Origin of the sequence: Amycolatopsis minnesotensis (assembly GCF_039529815.1) — a bacterium.
Lineage (GTDB): Bacteria > Actinomycetota > Actinomycetes > Mycobacteriales > Pseudonocardiaceae > Amycolatopsis > Amycolatopsis minnesotensis.
On record NZ_BAAANN010000003.1, the window covers coordinates 27,202 to 43,008 of the forward strand.

Genomic DNA, 15,807 nt, shown 5'->3' on the forward strand with positions numbered 1-15,807 from the left:
AGACGGACATGGAGCTTTCACTGCCGGGCAAGGCATACCTGCTCGCGCTCAACCCGAAGTCGGGACGCCTTCGCGACCGCGAGCGCAGCGCATACGCGGTGCGCGCCGCCGCGCTGACCGATCTGGTGCTCAGGGGGCGGCTCGGAGACGACGGCGGCACGCCGGTGGTGCGGCCTGCCGGGTCGACCGGTGACGACGTGCTCGACGAGGTGCTCGGGCAGCTTGTCGAGGATCGGCCGGGGAGCTGGAAAGGCGCGGTGCGCAAGGGATCCCGTGGCACCGTGCGCACCGTCGAGGCGCAACTGGAGGCGGCGGGCGTGGTGGAACCGCGGCGCGCGCACGTGCTCGGGGTGTTCCCGGTGCGCGGCGAGCGCCTGCGCGACACCGGGGCCCAGCACCGTCTCCGGTCCGTCGTGGACGGTGTGCTGCGCGGCGGCGGCGAGGTGGCCGCCATCCCGCCTTCCGATGCCGCGCTGACCGCTCTCGCCGTCACGGCGAGGGTGAAGGGGATCGCCACCGCGGGGGAGCGCCGCCGCTACTCCGACCGGCTCGACGCGCTCGGCGCGAGCGCCGGCGCGCCGGCACCGGCGCTGCGGTCGGTGCTGCGCGCGCTCGACGGCGTGCGGGCCGGTATCGCGAGCAGCGCGAACGGCGGTAGCGGCGGCTGACCCTGGCCCTCCACAGTGGACACTGGGGTCGTGCACTGTGAGCCAGGGTCAGCCGGTCGAAATCGTGCCTTGGCGTCCGTACGCTCGTGATCATGCGCAGTGCTTTCGGGGCCGGGTTCGCCGTGCCGGACGGGTATCTCAACACGCCGAGCATCGGCATCCCGCCGGCCTCGGTCGCCGACGCGGTGGCCGCCGGTGTCGAGCAATGGCGCTCCGGCGAGGCCTCCGCGCCCGGCTTCGATCCCGCGGTGGCCGCCGCGCGCGCCGCGTTCGCCGCGATCGTCGGCGTGGCCGAGGACGCGGTGGCGAGCGGGGCCAGCGTGTCGCAGCTCGTCGGCCTGGTGGCGGCCGGGCTCGCCGACGGCGCGCGGGTGCTGGTCGCCGAGGGCGAGTTCACCAGCGTCTCCTTCCCGTTCGCCGCGCAGGCCGGCCGCGGCGTCACGGTCACCGAGGCGCCGCTGGGTGAGCTCGCCGCGCGGGCACCGGGATACGACCTGGTCGCGGTGAGCGTGGTGCAGTCGGCCGATGGCGCGCTCGCCGATCTCGACGCGCTGCGCGCCACGGGAGTCCCGGTGCTGCTCGACGCCACTCAGGCGGCTGGCTGGCTCCCGCTGCGCCTCGGCTGGGCGGACTGGGTGGTCGCCGCCGGGTACAAGTGGCTGCTCTCGCCGCGCGGGGCGGCGTGGCTCGCGGTGCACCCGCGCGCGCTCGAGCGCACCCGGCCGGTCTCGGCCAACTGGTACGCGGGGCAGGACCGGTGGCAGAGCGTGTACGGCCTTCCGCTGCGGCTGGCCGACGGCGCGCGCGGTCTCGATCTTTCGCCGGGCTGGCTCGCCCAGATCGGGGCCGCCGCCGCGCTGCCGTACCTCGCCTCGCTCGACGCCGAAGCGGTCCGCGCGCATTGCGCCGGTCTCGCGGATCGCCTGCTCGCAGGGCTGGGGCTGGCGCCGAGGGGGAGCGCCATCGTTTCGGTGGAGTGCTCACCCGGGGTGGCGGAGCGGTTGACCGCGGCGGGCGTCCGCGCCGCGGTGCGGGCCGGGAAGACCCGGTTCGGCTTCTACCTCTACAACACGGACAGTGATGTAGACCGGGTATTGTCCGCGTTCGAGTGAGGTCGCCCGGCAGGGTGAACTACCGTATGCGCCCGTGGTTGGTGCGCAATTTACTCCGAGACCGGGTGACACGGCCCCGTTGCAGCGGATTCCGGCCGGGCCGGCGGGACCCCAGCCGGAACCGCCGTCCAGGCGGACCGGGTACCTGTTCAAGGGTGCCGGGCTGGTCGCGGTGGCCGTGGTGTCCGGCTTCCTTTGGTGGCTGATCCGCCACGACGGCGACGAACCGCCGTCGCAGGCGCAGGGGGGTGAAAAACCCGCGTTCGACTACAAGCTCGCCGAGGGGCCCAAGGTGGCGAGCGACTGCGCCGCGAACTCCTACGGCGAGGTCAAGAAGTGGTTCGGCGACCACCAGTGCACCCGGCTGTCCCGCGCGCTCTACACGGTGAACTCCGGCAAGGCCAAGGTGCTCGTCTCGGTGTCGCTGGTGACCATGCCGTCGCCCGATCTCGCCGCGGGGCTCAAGCAGCTCACCGACACCGACGACGCGGGCAACGTCACCGACCTGGTCAAGGACGGCACCGCGAAGATCGCGAAGGCGCCCAAGGTCGCGGGCGGTGAGTACGCCTCGAACCAGGCGGGAGCCGAGGTGACGATCGTCGAGGCCGCCTTCTTCGAAAAGCACGAGGACAAGGCGCTGCTGCACCGCATCACCACCGGCGCGCTCCACCTGGACAGCAACCTGCGCTGAGCAGCACGCTCCGCGCTGCGCTGGCCGGGAACGTGGCGTCGGATGCCCTGGAGGCGTCCTTCCGGGCATGTGCTGGGGCTTCACGGCTCGCGCCTCGTGCTCGTTTCCGCGCTGGTGCCCCGAAGGGGTCTCCAGGGGCGTGCATGTCGCGGATGTGGCCTTCGCGGGACGGCTCGGCTCCGGGGTGGATGTCCTGAAGGCGCCCTTGAGGGAATGTGGTGCCGTGAAGGGCGCCTTCAGGACGTCGGCATCGCCATGCCTGCCGGGGCACCACCCGAAACGCTGTCGTGGTGGCCCCGGCAAAGGGGGTTAGGACTGCGGGGTGCCGGGGAGCGCGGGGGCGCTGGGCTGTTCGCCCGCGGCGATCCGCCAGCGGGTGCCCCGGCGCGCCGATCCGGTGAGGGCGAGCGCGGCGAACGCGCGCAGGCCCCGGTCGTCGGTCCGCTCGACGACCCCGCGCCAGGCGGTGGCCACGTCGGCCTCCGCGGTCGCCACCACCGCCATCGCCGACTTGCCGTCGGTCACCGGCTTGGGCGTCACGTAGGCGGGCTTCGCCGGTTTCGCGCTCACCCCGGCCGAGGCCAGCATGCGCTCGCAGGCGTCGCGGCGGGCGCGGTGGTCGGCGGCGCCGTCGGTGGCCGAGGCCCGGTACCCGTCGGGCAGGAACGCGGTCACGAGCCCGTACACCCACACCGCCGCGTGCTCGGCGGCGAGCGCCTCCTGCACGGCGTCGCCCGCTTCGGCCGGCGGTTTCGGCGCCTTGGCCGGGTCGATCGACACGTCCTCGCCGAGCCCGAGCTGATCGGAGATCCGTTGCAGCGCGGCACAGCCCGCGGCGACCGAGGCGACCAGCCCGGCGCGGTAGGCGGGCAACCCCGGCACGAGATCGGCGGCCTGGCGGCGGGACGCCGCGAGCCGCTCCTTCAGCCCGGCCATGCCCTTGCCGCTGTGCGGGATCGCGCCCGGCCCGCCCTTCGGCTGGTTCTGTCTGTCTATTTCGGACTGCAGCGCGGTCGCGTGCGCGCGGCGCGCGGTGGCGACCTGCTGGGCGAGAGCGGCCTGCTCCGGCGCGGCCTTCGCCGCCTCGTCGGCGGCTGCCGCGTCCGCCTTCGCCTGCTCGGCGAGCGGCACCAGCGGGTCGGGGCCGTCCGCGTAGCCTTCGCCGCACGCGGCGACGCCGAGGCCGATGGGCAGTGCCAACGCCGCGAGCGCGCCCGCGCGCAGCACTTCCCGCCTGGTGCGGGGGTTCCGTCCTGAGCTCACGTGCGCCCATCCTGCCAGGCGCGCCCCGACCATCGGCGAAGCCCGGCGGGAACGAGATAAGCTGGCACACCACGCACGCGGGCCGACACGTCGGCGGGCGTGTGCACGGAAGCTTCAGCACAACCGAAAGAAACGGGAGAGCGCCAAGGTGCCAGGAGAACTCGCCGGGAGGCTCGAGCCCATCGTGGCCGAGGCCGTGACGGACGCGGGTTTCGACCTCGACGCGCTCGACGTCCAGCAGGCGGGGCGCCGCAAGCTGGTCAAGGTGGTCGTGGATGCCGACGACGGGGTCGGGCTCGACGAAGTGGCCGAGGTCAGCCGCGTGGTGTCGGCGGTGCTCGACGAGCACGAGCACGTGATCGCCGGCGCCTACACACTCGAGGTGACCTCGCCGGGCGTCGACCGCCCGCTGGTCAAGCCGAGACACTGGCGGCGCGCGAAGTACCGGCTGGTGCGCGTCACCACCGCCGACGGCGGTGAGCTCACGGGCAGGGTCGGGTACGCGGGCGAGGACTCGGCGCGGCTGCTCGTGTCGGGTGAGTTCCGGGACGTGTCCTATCGCGACGTCACCCGCGCGGTGATCGAGATCGAGTTCAAGCAGCCGCCGACCGAGGACCTGAAGCGCCTCGAAGACGATGCCTGCGGCATGATCGACGCCGCCTCGACCGACCCGAAGGAGGAGTCGAAGTGAACGTCGACATCGCGGCGCTGCGCGCGATCGAACGGGACAAGGACATCCCCTTCGAGACGGTCATCGAAGCCATCGAGACCGCGTTGCTCACCGCCTACAAGCACACCGACGGCCACCAGCCGCACGCCAGGATCGACATCGACCGCAAGACCGGGTACGTCAGGGTGCTGGCGCACACGCTCGCCGACGACGGCTCGGTCGACGAGGAGTGGGACGACACGCCGGAGGGCTTCGGCCGGATCGCCGCGACCACCGCGCGCCAGGTCATCCTGCAGCGCCTTCGCGACGCCGAGCACGAGAAGACCTACGGCGAGTTCTCCACCAAGGAGGGCGAGATCGTCGCGGGTGTCATCCAGCGCGACGCGCGGGCCAACGCGCGCGGCATGGTCGTGGTGCAGGTCGGCGACATCGAGGGCGTGCTGCCCTCGGCGGAGCAGGTGGCGGGCGAGAGCTACGAGCACGGCAGCCGGATCAAGGCCTACGTGGTGACGGTGTCCCGCGGCAGCCGCGGCCCGCAGATCACGCTCTCGCGCTCGCACCCGAACCTGGTGCGCAAGCTGTTCGCGCTCGAGGTGCCCGAAATCGCCGACGGCACCGTGGAAATCGCCGCGGTGGCGCGCGAGGCGGGGCACCGGTCGAAGATCGCGGTGCGCTCGACCGTGGCCGGGGTCAACGCGAAGGGCGCCTGCATCGGCCCGGTCGGCGCGCGGGTGCGCAACGTGATGAGCGAGCTGGCAGGCGAGAAGATCGACATCATCGACTTCTCCGAGGATCCGGGGCGCTTCGTCGGGAATGCCCTGTCGCCGGCCAAGGTTGTCTCGGTACGGGTCGTGGACGAGCGGGCGAAGGCCGCGCAAGTCGTCGTCCCCGACTTCCAGCTCTCCCTCGCGATCGGCAAGGAAGGCCAGAACGCGCGGCTCGCCGCGCGGCTGACCGGATGGCGGATCGACATCCGCAGCGACGCCGCGGGCGACCCCGGCGCCGCCCCCGCGGAGGAGGGTGACGAAGGACACGAGGCCAGTCCTCCGCGCGCCGCCGCAACCGGTTCGGCTGAGTGAGGGGCGACCGGCTAGACTCAGGTGTGGTTCGAAGCCCGCTGACGGCGACCGCGCTCACGAAACATCGGGAGACCCCGGTACGAACGTGCGTGGGATGCCGGAAACGGGCTTCGATCGGCGAGTTGCTGCGAGTGGTCGCGGTGGACGGGTGCCTCGTCGTCGACGAACGTCGGCGGCTGCCGGGGCGGGGTGCTTGGCTGCACCCCGGGCCGGAGTGCCTGGCCAAGGCCGAACGGCGGCGAGCGTTCCCCAGGGCGTTACGGGTTTCTGGGGTGCTCGACGCGCGGGAGGTGTCCGAGCACCTCGGCGGACGCGCCGTGAACGGACCCGGCGGGGGAGTTTCTCCCGCTCAGTCGGAAACAAGGAAGCAGGTCGACCCGTCATGAGTCAGCCGTGAAGCTGAAGCCATGAACGCGCGACAGTAGGACGAGGTCTGCGGGTCTGCCGCCGGCCTCCCCAGAATAGGAGTGCTGTGCCAGGCAAGGCCCGAGTACACGAGCTCGCGAAAGAGCTCGGCGTTACCAGCAAAGATGTACTCGCGAAGCTCAAAGAGCAGGGCGAGTTCGTGAAGTCCGCGTCGTCCACCGTCGAGGCCCCCGTGGCCAGGCGGCTGCGCGACGCGCTCGGTGGCAAGTCCGGGAAGCCCGGCGGCCGTGGCGGCGCGAAGAAGCCCGCCCCGATGCCGGGCCCGCCGTCCAACGGCGCGACCCCGGCGCCGCCCGCGCCCAAGCCGGCGGCGTCCGCCGACCCGGCACCGGTGTCGCAGGCACCACAGGCACCGGCCAAGCCGAGCGGCCCGGCCGCGGTTCCCGGCCCCAAGCCGGGCCCGAAGCCGCCCGCTCCCGCCCCCGCCCCCGTGGCGGAGCCCGCTCCGGAGCCCGCCGCGGCCAAGGCGCCCGCCCCGGAGTCGAAGCCCGCTCCGGAGGCGCCGGCCCAGCAGGCACCCGCCGCGCAGGCGGGCAACCAGCCGGGTTCGGTCGTGCCGCCGAAGCCGCAGGGCCCCAAGCCCGTGGGCCCCAAGCCCGGTCCGCGCCCGCCGCGGCCCGGCAACAACCCGTTCGGCGTGGGCGCCGGTTCACCGGCCCCGCGCCCGTCGGCACCGCGTCCCGGTGGTGGCCAGCAGGGCGGCGGCGACCGGCCGCAGCGTCCCGGTGGCGGCGACCGGCCCAGTGGTGACCGGCCTGCCCCGCGTCCCGGCGGTGCCGGTGGCAACCGGCCGAGCCCCGGCAACATGCCGCCGAGGCCCAACCCCGGCATGATGCCGGGCCGTCCCGCGGGCCGTCCCGGCCCCGGTGGCGGCGGTCGTGGTGGCCCCGGCGGGCCCCGTGGCGGCCCCGGCGGCGGTCCCAGTGCCGGTCGTGGCGGTCCCGGTGGCGGCGCTCGTGGCGGTCCCGGTGGTGGCGGCGGCGGTTTCCGTCCCGGTGGCGGTGGCCCCGGTGGCGGTGGCGGTGGTTTCCGTCCCGGTGGCGGCGCGCCCGCCGGTGGTGGCGGCTTCCGCGGCGGTCCCCGTGGCGGCGGTCCCGGTGGCCGTGGCGGTACCGCGGGTGCCTTCGGGCGTCCCGGTGGTCCCTCGCGCAAGGGCCGCAAGTCGAAGCGGCAGAAGCGCCAGGAGTACATGGACAACATGCAGGCGCCCAGCGTCGGCGGCGTCCGCCTGCCCAAGGGCAGTGGCGAGACGATCCGGCTGCCGCGCGGTGCCTCGCTGACCGACTTCGCCGAGAAGATCGACGCCAACCCGGCTTCGCTGGTGCAGGTGCTCTTCCACCTCGGCGAGATGGTCACCGCGACGCAGTCGGTGTCGGACGACATCCTCGAACTGCTCGGCGGCGAGATGAACTACAACGTTCAGGTCGTCAGCCCCGAGGAAGAAGACCGCGAGCTGCTGGAAACCTTCGACATCACCTACGGCGAGGACGCCGGTGAGGACGAGGACCTGCAGGTCAGGCCGCCGGTCGTGACCATCATGGGTCACGTCGACCACGGTAAGACCCGCCTGCTCGACACGATCCGGAAGTCGAAGGTGCGCGAGGGTGAGGCCGGCGGCATCACCCAGCACATCGGCGCCTACCAGATCGAGACCGAGCTCGAGGGCAACCCGAGGTTGATCACCTTCATCGACACCCCCGGTCACGAGGCGTTCACCGCCATGCGTGCCCGTGGTGCGAACTCCACCGACATCGCGGTGATCGTGGTCGCCGCCGACGACGGCGTGATGCCGCAGACGGTCGAGGCGATCAACCACGCGCAGGCGGCGAAGGCGCCGATCGTGGTCGCGATCAACAAGATCGACAAGGAGGGCGCGAACCCGGACAAGATCCGGCAGCAGCTCACCGAGTACAACCTGGTGGCCGAGGAGTACGGCGGCGACACCATGTTCGTGGAGATCTCCGCGCGGCAGAACATCAACATCGATGGCCTGCTCGAGGCGATCCTGCTGACCGCGGACGCGGCGCTGGACCTCCGGGCGAACCCGGACATGGAAGCGCAGGGCGTCGCGATCGAGGCGCACCTCGACCGCGGCCGCGGCCCGGTGGCGACCGTGCTGGTGCAGCGCGGCACGCTGCGCGTCGGCGACTCGGTGGTCGCGGGCGACGCCTACGGCCGCGTGCGCCGGATGGTCGACGAGCACAACGTCGACGTCACCGAGGCGCTGCCGTCGCGGCCCGTCCAGGTCATCGGGTTCACCTCGGTGCCGGGCGCGGGCGACACGTTCCTGGTGGTGGACGAGGACAGGGTGGCGCGGCAGATCGCCGAGCGCCGCCAGGCCCGGATCCGCAACGCCCAGAACGCGGCGAAGCGCAAGCGCGTCAGCCTCGAGGACCTGGACTCCGCGCTGAAGGAGACCTCGACCCTCAACCTGATCATCAAGGGTGACAACTCCGGTACCGTCGAGGCGCTCGAAGCCTCGCTGGTGCAACTCGAGGTCGGCGACGAGGTCGAGCTCAACGTGGTCCACCGCGGCGTCGGTGGCGTCACCGAGAGCGACATCGACCTGGCGACCGCGTCCGACGCGATCGTGCTGGGCTTCAACGTGCGGGCACAGGGCAAGGCGACCGAGCGGGCCAACCGCGAGGGTGTCGACGTCCGGTACTACACGGTGATCTACCAGGCGATCGAAGAGATCGAGCAGGCCCTCAAGGGCATGCTCAAGCCGGAGTACGAAGAGGTCGAGCTCGGCAAGGCGGAGATCCGCGAGGTCTTCAAGTCCTCGAAGATCGGCACCATCGCCGGTTGCCTGGTCACCTCGGGCGAGATCCGCCGCAACGCGCGGGCCCGGCTCATGCGGGACGGCACCGTCGTCGCGGAGAACCTGCCGATCAGCTCGCTGCGGCGGTTCAAGGACGACGTGGTCGAGGTCCGTGACGGGTTCGAGTGCGGTCTGACCCTCGGGTCGTACAGCGACCTGAAGGTCGGCGACGTGATCGAAACCTACGAGCAGCGCGAGAAGCCGCGCGCCTGATCGACACGGCGGGGCCGGGGAACACCTGTTCCCCGGCCCCGCCGTTCCCTATCCGTTCCGACACCACCTTTGATGCCCATGTACGTAGGTGCGCTCGAACTCGACCTGCTGCTCGGCGACGTCCATTCGCTCAAGCAGAAGCGCTCCGTGGTCCGGCCCGTGGTGGCCGAGATCAGGAAGCGCTTCGAAGTGTCCGTCGCCGAGGCGGGCCATCTCGACCTGCACCGGCGGGCACTGCTCGGCGTCGCCGTCGTGGCGGCCGACGGCGCGCACGTGCGGGACGTGCTGGACAGCTGCGAACGGTTCGTGGCCGGACGGCCCGAGCTGGAGCTGCTGACCGCGCATCGACGGCTGCTCGGGCCGGACGACTGAGTTCTTCACCAGAAAGGGGTGCGTTGTGGCCGACCCGGCACGCGCGCGCAAGCTCGCCAAACGAATCTCGCAGATCGTCGCGTCCGCGATCGAGCACGAGATCAAGGACCCGCGCCTGAACTACGTCACGATCACCGACACGAAGATCACCGCGGACCTGCACGACGCGACGGTGTACTACACGGTGCTCGGCGAAAGCCTCGACGCCGCACCGGACTTCGCCGGCGCGGCGGCGGCGCTGGAGTCCGCCCGCGGGGTGCTGCGCAGCAAGGTGGGCCAGGCGACCGGTGTCCGGTTCACCCCGACGCTGACCTTCTTCGCGGACACCATCCCCGAGGACGCCCAGCGCATCGAGGACCTGCTGGAGAAGGCACGCCAGGCCGACGCCGAGGTCGCGCGCCGCGCCACCGGTGCCCAGCACGCGGGCGAGCCGGACCCGTACCGCGTGCCCCGCGAGGACAGCGACGCGGCGGATGACGCGGACGACGACGCCGACGAACTCGCCGAGCCGGAGTCGCGCGGCTAGGACCTCGCAACCGAAGCGCGGGCACGCACGTCCAAGGACTACGACCGTGTGTCCGGCGGAAACGGTAGGAGCTGGCTGACTTGGGCAAGGAGCTGTCCCGCCGCGGATTCCTGGCCGCGGGCGCGTCGGTGGCGCTGACCGCGGCGGGCTGCTCGGCCGACACCCCGCAGCCGGGCCCGCCCGCGGCGCCCCCTCCGGTCAAACCGGCGGCGTTGACCTCGGCGGTCACCGTCGAGCGGGTGGTCTCAGCCGCCCGCAACCAGACCGTCGACCTGGTGTTCATGCTGCCGGAAGGGGTATCGGCGACGGATCTGCCGGTCTGCCTGGCGCTGCACGGCCGCGGCGCCAACGCCCGGAACTTCCTCACCCTCGGCCTGCCCGAAGCGCTCACCCGCGTGGTGCGGGACGGGACGCCGCCGTTCGCGGTGGTCGCGATCGACGGCGACCACTACTGGGTGGAAACCGAACCGGGCGACGACCCGCAGCGGATGCTGTCGCAGGAACTGCCCGCGTGGCTGTCCAACCGGAACCTCAGGCAGCCTTCCGCGGTGTTCGGCATCTCGATGGGCGCCTTCGGCGCGCTCCGCTACGCCCGCGACCACCACGACCTGCGCGCGGCGACGGCGTGCAGCCCCGCGCTGTTCACGAGCTGGGGCGATGCCAAGGCGCGCAAGGTCTTCGAGACCCGCGAGGAATGGGAAGCCAACGAGCCGCTGCGTCACCTCGACGAGCTGAAACCGATGCCGGTCGGGGTCTGGTGCGGCACGAGCGACCCGTTCGTGAAGGCCGCGCGCAAGCTCGCCCAGGGCGCGTCCCCGGTGGACAGCGCGTTCGCGCCCGGCGGGCACACCGACAAGTACTGGAAGCAGGTCATGCCCGACATCATGGCCTTCACCGGCCGCCACCTGCGCGGTTAGAGACTGTTCGGCGCCCTTTGCGCGGCGGTGCCAGCCGGCGGCCCACACAAGTGGCTGCGCCACCGAGAAGGGCCGTTGAACTCCTCAGGGTTTGATCGCGACGATCAGGTCGCGCAGGATGGCCTGGTCGACCCGGTGCTCGAACTCCGCGAAGGGACCGTCGCAGACCCGCAGGCCCGCCTTCGCCAGCGTCGCGGCCAGTTCTTCCCTCGGCAGCACGGTGGTGTTCCAGGAGATCCCCATCGCGCCGCCGGGGCGCAGCACGCGCGTCCACACCGGGACGGCGGCGGCGAGCAGGTCGCGCGGGCTCCTGGCCAGCCCGGTGCCGCGGTGGCTGCCGTGTTGCACGCCGTAGGGGGCGTCGGTGACCACGACGTCGGCCGAGCCCGCGCCCAGTAGCTGGTCCGCGGTGAGCGTGTCGCAGTTGAAGTAGGCGATCGTGCGGGTGTCGCCCGACTTGTACCGCTCCTTCGTCGCGCCGTAGGTGACGTCGAGCCTGCGCCCGAGGCGGACCTTGTCGCGCCGCACGGCCATCGTCTCCGCGGTGTGCTTGATCCGCTTGGTGCGCAGCCAGGTCTTCACGAAGTGTTCGTAGGACTCGAAATCCTTGCCGTCGACATCGAGCCCGATCCCGTCGAAGCCGTACATCATCGCCTGGTTGAGCGTGGTTCCCCTGCCGCACAGCGGATCCAGCACGCGCACCCGGCTGCCCGGCGCCGTGCCCGCGGCGAGCAGGGTGACGTTGAGCAGCAGCTTGGTGAACAGCTCGTTGGTCTTACCGGCGTACTTCTGGATGGTCAGCAGGTCCGAGTCGAACTCGGCGGCGGGGGACAGGCGCACCGGCTTCAGGTACTCGCCGTCCACTTCGAACAGCGCGTACAGCGCGGACAGGTTCGACAGCAGTGCGATGTCCTCTTCGGACAGTGGCGCCGGGGTGGAGAACGTCACGTAGCCGACGCCGCCGAGATCCCGCTCGCCGAGGTCGGCGGGCTCCGCGCTCAGCGCGCCGCCGAACGCGGCCAGTTCGGCGCGCAGCAGGGCGGGGGAGGAGTCGGCGTAGACCCGGTTGGCGGAGGGGTAGACGAGGATCGCGTAGTCGGACATCGCCGGTGAGCGTAGCTTGCCCGCATGGGAACCTCTCTCCAGCACGACATCGAGCAGGCCGCCGCACTGCTGAAAACCGCGACCGACGTGACCTTGCTCGCGCACGTGCGCCCGGACGCCGACGCGCTCGGCAGCGCGCTCGCGCTCGGCCACGTCCTGCACCGGCGCGGCGCGAAGGTGCGCGTGTCCTTCGGGACACCGGCCGAGATGCCCGAGAGCCTGCGGCCGCTGGACGTCGACGGGCTCTTCACGCCGTTGGACCAGCTCCCCGAGTCCGAGCCGCTGCTGATCGCGCTCGACACGCCGAGCCCCGCCCGTCTCGGCGTGCTCGCGGCCAGGGTGGACACGGCGAAGGACGCGGGCGGCGAAGTGCTCGTCGTCGACCACCACGCTTCGAACCTCGGCTACGGCACCCGGCACGTCGTCGACGTCGTGGCGGAAGCGACCGTCGTGCTGGTGCTGAAGCTCATCGACGCGCTCGGCGAAGAGGTCGACGAGCCGGTCGCCCGGTGCCTCTACGCCGGGCTCGTCACCGACACCGCGGGCTTCCGGCTGGCGAAACCGTCGACGCACCACATGGCGGCGAGGCTGATCGAGGCGGGCGCGGATCCGGCCGCGATCGCGCGCGACATCGTCGACGATCACCCGTTCGCGTGGCTGCCGATGCTGTCGTCCGTGCTGTCCACCGCGCGCCTCGAACCGGAAGGCGCGCAAGGGTTCGGGTTCGTGCACGCGGTCGTCTCGATCGAAGAGGCGGCCTCGGTGCGGCTCGAGGAGATCGAGGGCGTGATCGACGTCGTGCGGTGCGTCCGCGACGCCGGGGTGGCCGCGGTGCTCAAGCCCGCCGGGCCCGCGGGGTGGTCGGTCTCGCTGCGGTCGGCGGGCCGGATCGACGTTTCGATGGCGGCGAAGGCGCTGGGCGGCGGCGGGCACCGGCTCGCCGCGGGCTGCACCCTGCAGGGGACCGCGGCGGAGGCGCTCGACCTCATCCGTGAGGCGTTGGCCACGGCGCCACTGGTGTAGGCGGGAACTGTCGGACTCGCTCGTTATGGTCGGATCCGTGGTGAGCACAGTCGACGAGCGGGTACCGGCGAGGCGGGTTTTCGGGCTGGCGCTGCCTGCGCTCGGGGTGCTCGCCGCGGAACCGCTGTACGTCCTCGTCGACACGGCGGTGGTGGGGCATCTCGGCGCGGTCCCGCTCGCCGGGCTCGCGCTCGGCGGCGTGGTGCTCTCGCAGGTCTCCACCCAGCTCACCTTCCTGTCCTACGGCACCACTTCCCGCACCGCGCGCCTGCACGGGGCGGGCAGGCGCGGTGACGCGGTCAGCGAGGGCGTGCAGGCCACCTGGCTCGGGCTGGCGCTCGGCGTGGTGCTGCTCGTCGCGGGCCAGCTGCTGGCGGGCCCGGTCGTGCGCGCGCTCTCCGGCGATCCCGGCGCCGCGGCGGCCTCGGTGTCCTGGCTCCGGATCGCGTTGTTCGGCGCGCCGCTGATCCTGGTCACGATGGCGGGCAACGGCTGGATGCGCGGCGTGCAGGACACCACGCGCCCGCTGCGCTACGTGCTGCTGGGCAACGGCATCTCGGCCGTGCTGTGCCCGTTGCTGGTGTACCCGGCAGGGATGGGGCTGGAGGGCTCGGCGGTCGCGAACCTCGTCGCGCAGCTCCTTTCCGCGGCGCTGTTCGTGCGGGCGCTGGTCAAGGAAAAGGTCCCGCTTCGGCCGCGGCCGAAGGTGATGCGAGAACAGCTCGGCCTCGGCCGTGACCTGGTGCTGCGCAGCCTCGCGTTCCAGGCGTGCTTCGTCTCCGCGGCCGCGGTCGCCGCGCGCACCTCGACCGAGGCGGTCGGCGCGCACCAGGTGGTCCTGCAGCTGTGGACGTTCCTGTCGCTCGTGCTCGACTCGGTCGCGATCGCGGCGCAGTCGCTGATCGGCGCGGCGCTCGGTGCCGGGTCGGCAGGCCGGGCCAAGGGCGTCGCCACCCAGATCACCCGGTACGGCGCGGTGTTCGGCTGCGCGCTGTGCGCGCTGTTCGCGGCACTGTGGCAGGTGCTGCCGCGCGCCTTCACGTCCGATCCTGGCGTGCTCGGCGAAATCCCGCACGCGTGGTGGTTCTTCGTGGCGCTGCAGCCGATCGCGGGGGTGGTGTTCGCGCTCGACGGGGTGCTGCTCGGCGCCGGTGACGCGGCGTTCCTGCGCACCGCGACGCTGGTCAGCGCCGGGATCGGGTTCCTGCCGCTGATCTGGGTCTCGCTCGCGCTCGGCTGGGGGCTCGCCGGGATCTGGACCGGGCTGTCGCTGTTCATGGTGCTGCGGCTGGCCGCGGTCGTCCAGCGCTGGCGGTCGGGCCGGTGGGCGGTGGTGGGGGCGCCGCCCGCGCGGGCGTGACGTGTGGTCAATCGCACGCGGGTCACGGCTATGTTTCGGCGTTGCTTAGGCGATACAACTGGTGAGGCGGCAACGAAGACGCTCTCGTGACCGCGTCCGCGCCGGGGCTCGACCAGCGCCCGGCCGACGCGGGGCCACCGTGACCGCCACCGTCCCCGCCTGGAGGATCTTCGTGTCGCCCGAAGCGGCCCACCCGTCGCCCGACCACCACCCCCCGAGGAAGCGGCGCTCCCCGTCCCGGCCCGTCCGTGCTTCCGCGAAGTCGTGGCTGATCTGGCTGACCGCCGCCGGCATCTACCTGCTCGCCGTCTTCCACCGCACCTCCTTCGGGGTGGCGGGGCTGCAGGCGGCCGACCGGTTCGGCGTCGGCGTCGCCGCGCTCGGCACGTTCACCGTGCTGCAGGTCGGCGTCTACGCGGCGATGCAGATCCCGGCGGGCGTCCTCGTCGACCGCTACGGCTCGCGGCGCGTGCTCACCGCGGCGCTGCTCTTCCTCGGGCTGGGCCAGATCCTGCTCGCGCTCGCCACCTCGTACGGGCTCGGCCTGGCGGCACGGGCGGTGCTCGGCTTCGGTGACGCGCTCACCTTCGTCAGCGTGCTGCGGCTCATCGCGGCGCACTTCCCCGGCCGCCAGTACGCGGTCGTCACCTCCTTCACCACCGCGCTCGGGTACGTCGGCAACCTCGCCGCGACGGTCCCGCTGACGCTCCTGCTCGCCGGGCCCGGCTGGACGCCGACCTTCCTGACCGTCGGCGTGGTGACCGTGCTGTACGCGGTCTTCGCGATCCGCGGGATCCGTGACGCGCCAGGGGAAGCGGCGCCGCCCGCGGTGCGCGAACCGGTGGACGTGAAGGCGCTCGGGCGCCAGGTCGCGGGCGCGTGGCGGGTGCCGGGCACGCGGCTCGGGTTCTGGGTGCACTTCACCACGATGTTCGCGCCGAACGTGCTCACCATGCTGTGGGGCGTGCCGTACCTGGTGCAGGGCCAGGGGCAGCCGAAGGCGACGGCGAGCGCGCTGCTCACCGTGTTCGTGTTCGGCTCGATGATCGGCGGGCCGGTGGTCGGCAGCATCATCGCGGGCCGCCCGTCCCTGCGGATGCCGCTCGTCGGCGGCTACCTCGTCGGCGCGGCGGCGGTGTGGGCGCTCCTGCTCGGCTGGCCGGGCGCCGTGCCGCTGGGCGTGCTGGTGCCCTCCTTCGCCTTCCTCTCGCTCGGCGGCCCCGCGTCGATGATCGGGTTCGCCCTCGCCAGGGACTACAACCCGCTGCACCGCGTCGGCACCGCGACCGGGGTGGTGAACGTCGGCGGGTTCGTCGCGACGACCGTGGCCGCGCTCAGCATCGGCCTGCTGCTGGGCTGGACCGGGGGCAACTTCCGGATCGCGCTGCTGGCCGTGGTCGTGGTGCTGGCACTGGGCGCGGTCCGGATGCTGGTGTGGTGGCGCCGGACGCGCGCGACGCTGTTCGCCGCCGAGGCCCGCGGCGAGGAGATCCCGGTGCGCATCACCCGCCGCCGCTGGGACGCGCGGACGCCCGCGCTGTCCCCCGCCGCCGCGTAACCGG

15 protein-coding genes are annotated in these 15,807 nt (G+C 72.6%); 13 read left to right on the forward strand and 2 right to left on the reverse strand.

The window, feature by feature from the left end; genetic code table 11:
• Positions 1 to 8: 8 nt before the first annotated feature.
• The 3 genes from ABD256_RS04110 (at position 9) to ABD256_RS04120 (ending at position 2,471) form a co-directional block, all read left to right on the forward strand.
• The gene (locus ABD256_RS04110; RefSeq protein ID WP_344413562.1) at positions 9 to 668 is read left to right on the forward strand and encodes a GOLPH3/VPS74 family protein; all 660 of its coding nucleotides are present in this window, start codon (positions 9 to 11) and stop codon (positions 666 to 668) included.
• Positions 669 to 760: 92 nt separating this feature from the next.
• Positions 761 to 1,780, forward strand: a complete 1,020-nt coding sequence (locus ABD256_RS04115; RefSeq protein WP_344413564.1) for an aminotransferase class V-fold PLP-dependent enzyme — start codon at positions 761 to 763, stop codon at positions 1,778 to 1,780.
• 79 nt (positions 1,781 to 1,859) lie between these two features.
• Positions 1,860 to 2,471 carry a hypothetical protein gene (locus tag ABD256_RS04120; protein WP_344413566.1) on the forward strand — a complete coding sequence of 204 codons (612 nt, stop codon included), beginning with the start codon at positions 1,860 to 1,862 and terminating at the stop codon, positions 2,469 to 2,471.
• Positions 2,472 to 2,780: 309 nt separating this feature from the next.
• Here ABD256_RS04120 and ABD256_RS04125 read toward each other — a convergent pair whose 3' ends face one another.
• Positions 2,781 to 3,734 (reverse strand): ferritin-like domain-containing protein, encoded by a 954-nt coding sequence (locus tag ABD256_RS04125; protein WP_344413568.1) that lies wholly within the window; start codon positions 3,732 to 3,734, stop codon positions 2,781 to 2,783.
• Positions 3,735 to 3,882: 148 nt separating this feature from the next.
• On the opposite strand from ABD256_RS04125, the gene rimP reads away from it, so the two are divergent.
• The 7 genes from rimP (at position 3,883) to ABD256_RS04160 (ending at position 10,758) form a co-directional block, all read left to right on the forward strand.
• Positions 3,883 to 4,425 carry a ribosome maturation factor RimP gene (gene rimP / locus ABD256_RS04130; RefSeq protein ID WP_344413570.1) on the forward strand — a complete coding sequence of 181 codons (543 nt, stop codon included), beginning with the start codon at positions 3,883 to 3,885 and terminating at the stop codon, positions 4,423 to 4,425.
• Complete coding sequence (nusA, locus tag ABD256_RS04135) at positions 4,422 to 5,483, forward strand: transcription termination factor NusA (RefSeq protein WP_344413572.1); 1,062 nt, start codon at positions 4,422 to 4,424, stop codon at positions 5,481 to 5,483. The genes rimP and nusA overlap by 4 nt, the downstream gene beginning before the upstream one ends.
• Positions 5,484 to 5,623: 140 nt before the next feature.
• Positions 5,624 to 5,869, forward strand: a complete 246-nt coding sequence (locus tag ABD256_RS04140) for a YlxR family protein (RefSeq protein WP_425546382.1) — start codon at positions 5,624 to 5,626, stop codon at positions 5,867 to 5,869.
• An 86-nt stretch (positions 5,870 to 5,955) separates the two neighbouring features.
• Positions 5,956 to 8,943: a translation initiation factor IF-2 gene (gene infB / locus ABD256_RS04145; RefSeq protein WP_344413576.1), complete on the forward strand. Its 2,988-nt coding sequence runs from the start codon at positions 5,956 to 5,958 to the stop codon at positions 8,941 to 8,943.
• A 78-nt stretch (positions 8,944 to 9,021) separates the two neighbouring features.
• Entirely contained in the window at positions 9,022 to 9,315 is a 294-nt protein-coding gene (locus ABD256_RS04150; protein WP_344414189.1) for a DUF503 domain-containing protein, read from the forward strand.
• Positions 9,316 to 9,340: 25 nt separating this feature from the next.
• Entirely contained in the window at positions 9,341 to 9,841 is a 501-nt protein-coding gene (gene rbfA, locus ABD256_RS04155; RefSeq protein ID WP_344413578.1) for a 30S ribosome-binding factor RbfA, read from the forward strand.
• Positions 9,842 to 9,921: 80 nt separating this feature from the next.
• Positions 9,922 to 10,758: an alpha/beta hydrolase gene (locus tag ABD256_RS04160; protein ID WP_344413580.1), complete on the forward strand. Its 837-nt coding sequence runs from the start codon at positions 9,922 to 9,924 to the stop codon at positions 10,756 to 10,758.
• An 84-nt stretch (positions 10,759 to 10,842) separates the two neighbouring features.
• On the opposite strand, the gene ABD256_RS04165 is transcribed toward ABD256_RS04160, so the two are convergent.
• On the reverse strand, positions 10,843 to 11,862 hold the full coding sequence (locus ABD256_RS04165; RefSeq protein WP_344413582.1) for a TRM11 family SAM-dependent methyltransferase: 1,020 nt from the start codon (positions 11,860 to 11,862) through the stop codon (positions 10,843 to 10,845).
• A 24-nt stretch (positions 11,863 to 11,886) separates the two neighbouring features.
• On the opposite strand from ABD256_RS04165, the gene ABD256_RS04170 reads away from it, so the two are divergent.
• The 3 genes from ABD256_RS04170 (at position 11,887) to ABD256_RS04180 (ending at position 15,803) form a co-directional block, all read left to right on the forward strand.
• A complete protein-coding gene (locus ABD256_RS04170) occupies positions 11,887 to 12,885 on the forward strand; it encodes a DHH family phosphoesterase (RefSeq protein ID WP_344413584.1) in 999 nt (332 codons plus the stop codon).
• Positions 12,886 to 12,922: 37 nt separating this feature from the next.
• Positions 12,923 to 14,245, forward strand: a complete 1,323-nt coding sequence (locus ABD256_RS04175; RefSeq protein WP_344413586.1) for an MATE family efflux transporter — start codon at positions 12,923 to 12,925, stop codon at positions 14,243 to 14,245.
• A 268-nt stretch (positions 14,246 to 14,513) separates the two neighbouring features.
• A complete protein-coding gene (locus ABD256_RS04180) occupies positions 14,514 to 15,803 on the forward strand; it encodes an MFS transporter (RefSeq protein ID WP_344414191.1) in 1,290 nt (429 codons plus the stop codon).
• Positions 15,804 to 15,807: the final 4 nt, after the last annotated feature.

Coding starts and splice junctions, on each gene's coding strand:
- ABD256_RS04110 (WP_344413562.1), top strand. CDS start 9: ATGGAGCTTTCACTGCCGGGCAAGGCATACCTGCTCGCGCTCAACCCG.
- ABD256_RS04115 (WP_344413564.1), top strand. CDS start 761: ATGCGCAGTGCTTTCGGGGCCGGGTTCGCCGTGCCGGACGGGTATCTC.
- ABD256_RS04150 (WP_344414189.1), top strand. CDS start 9,022: ATGTACGTAGGTGCGCTCGAACTCGACCTGCTGCTCGGCGACGTCCAT.
- ABD256_RS04165 (WP_344413582.1), bottom strand. CDS start 11,862: ATGTCCGACTACGCGATCCTCGTCTACCCCTCCGCCAACCGGGTCTAC.
- ABD256_RS04170 (WP_344413584.1), top strand. CDS start 11,887: ATGGGAACCTCTCTCCAGCACGACATCGAGCAGGCCGCCGCACTGCTG.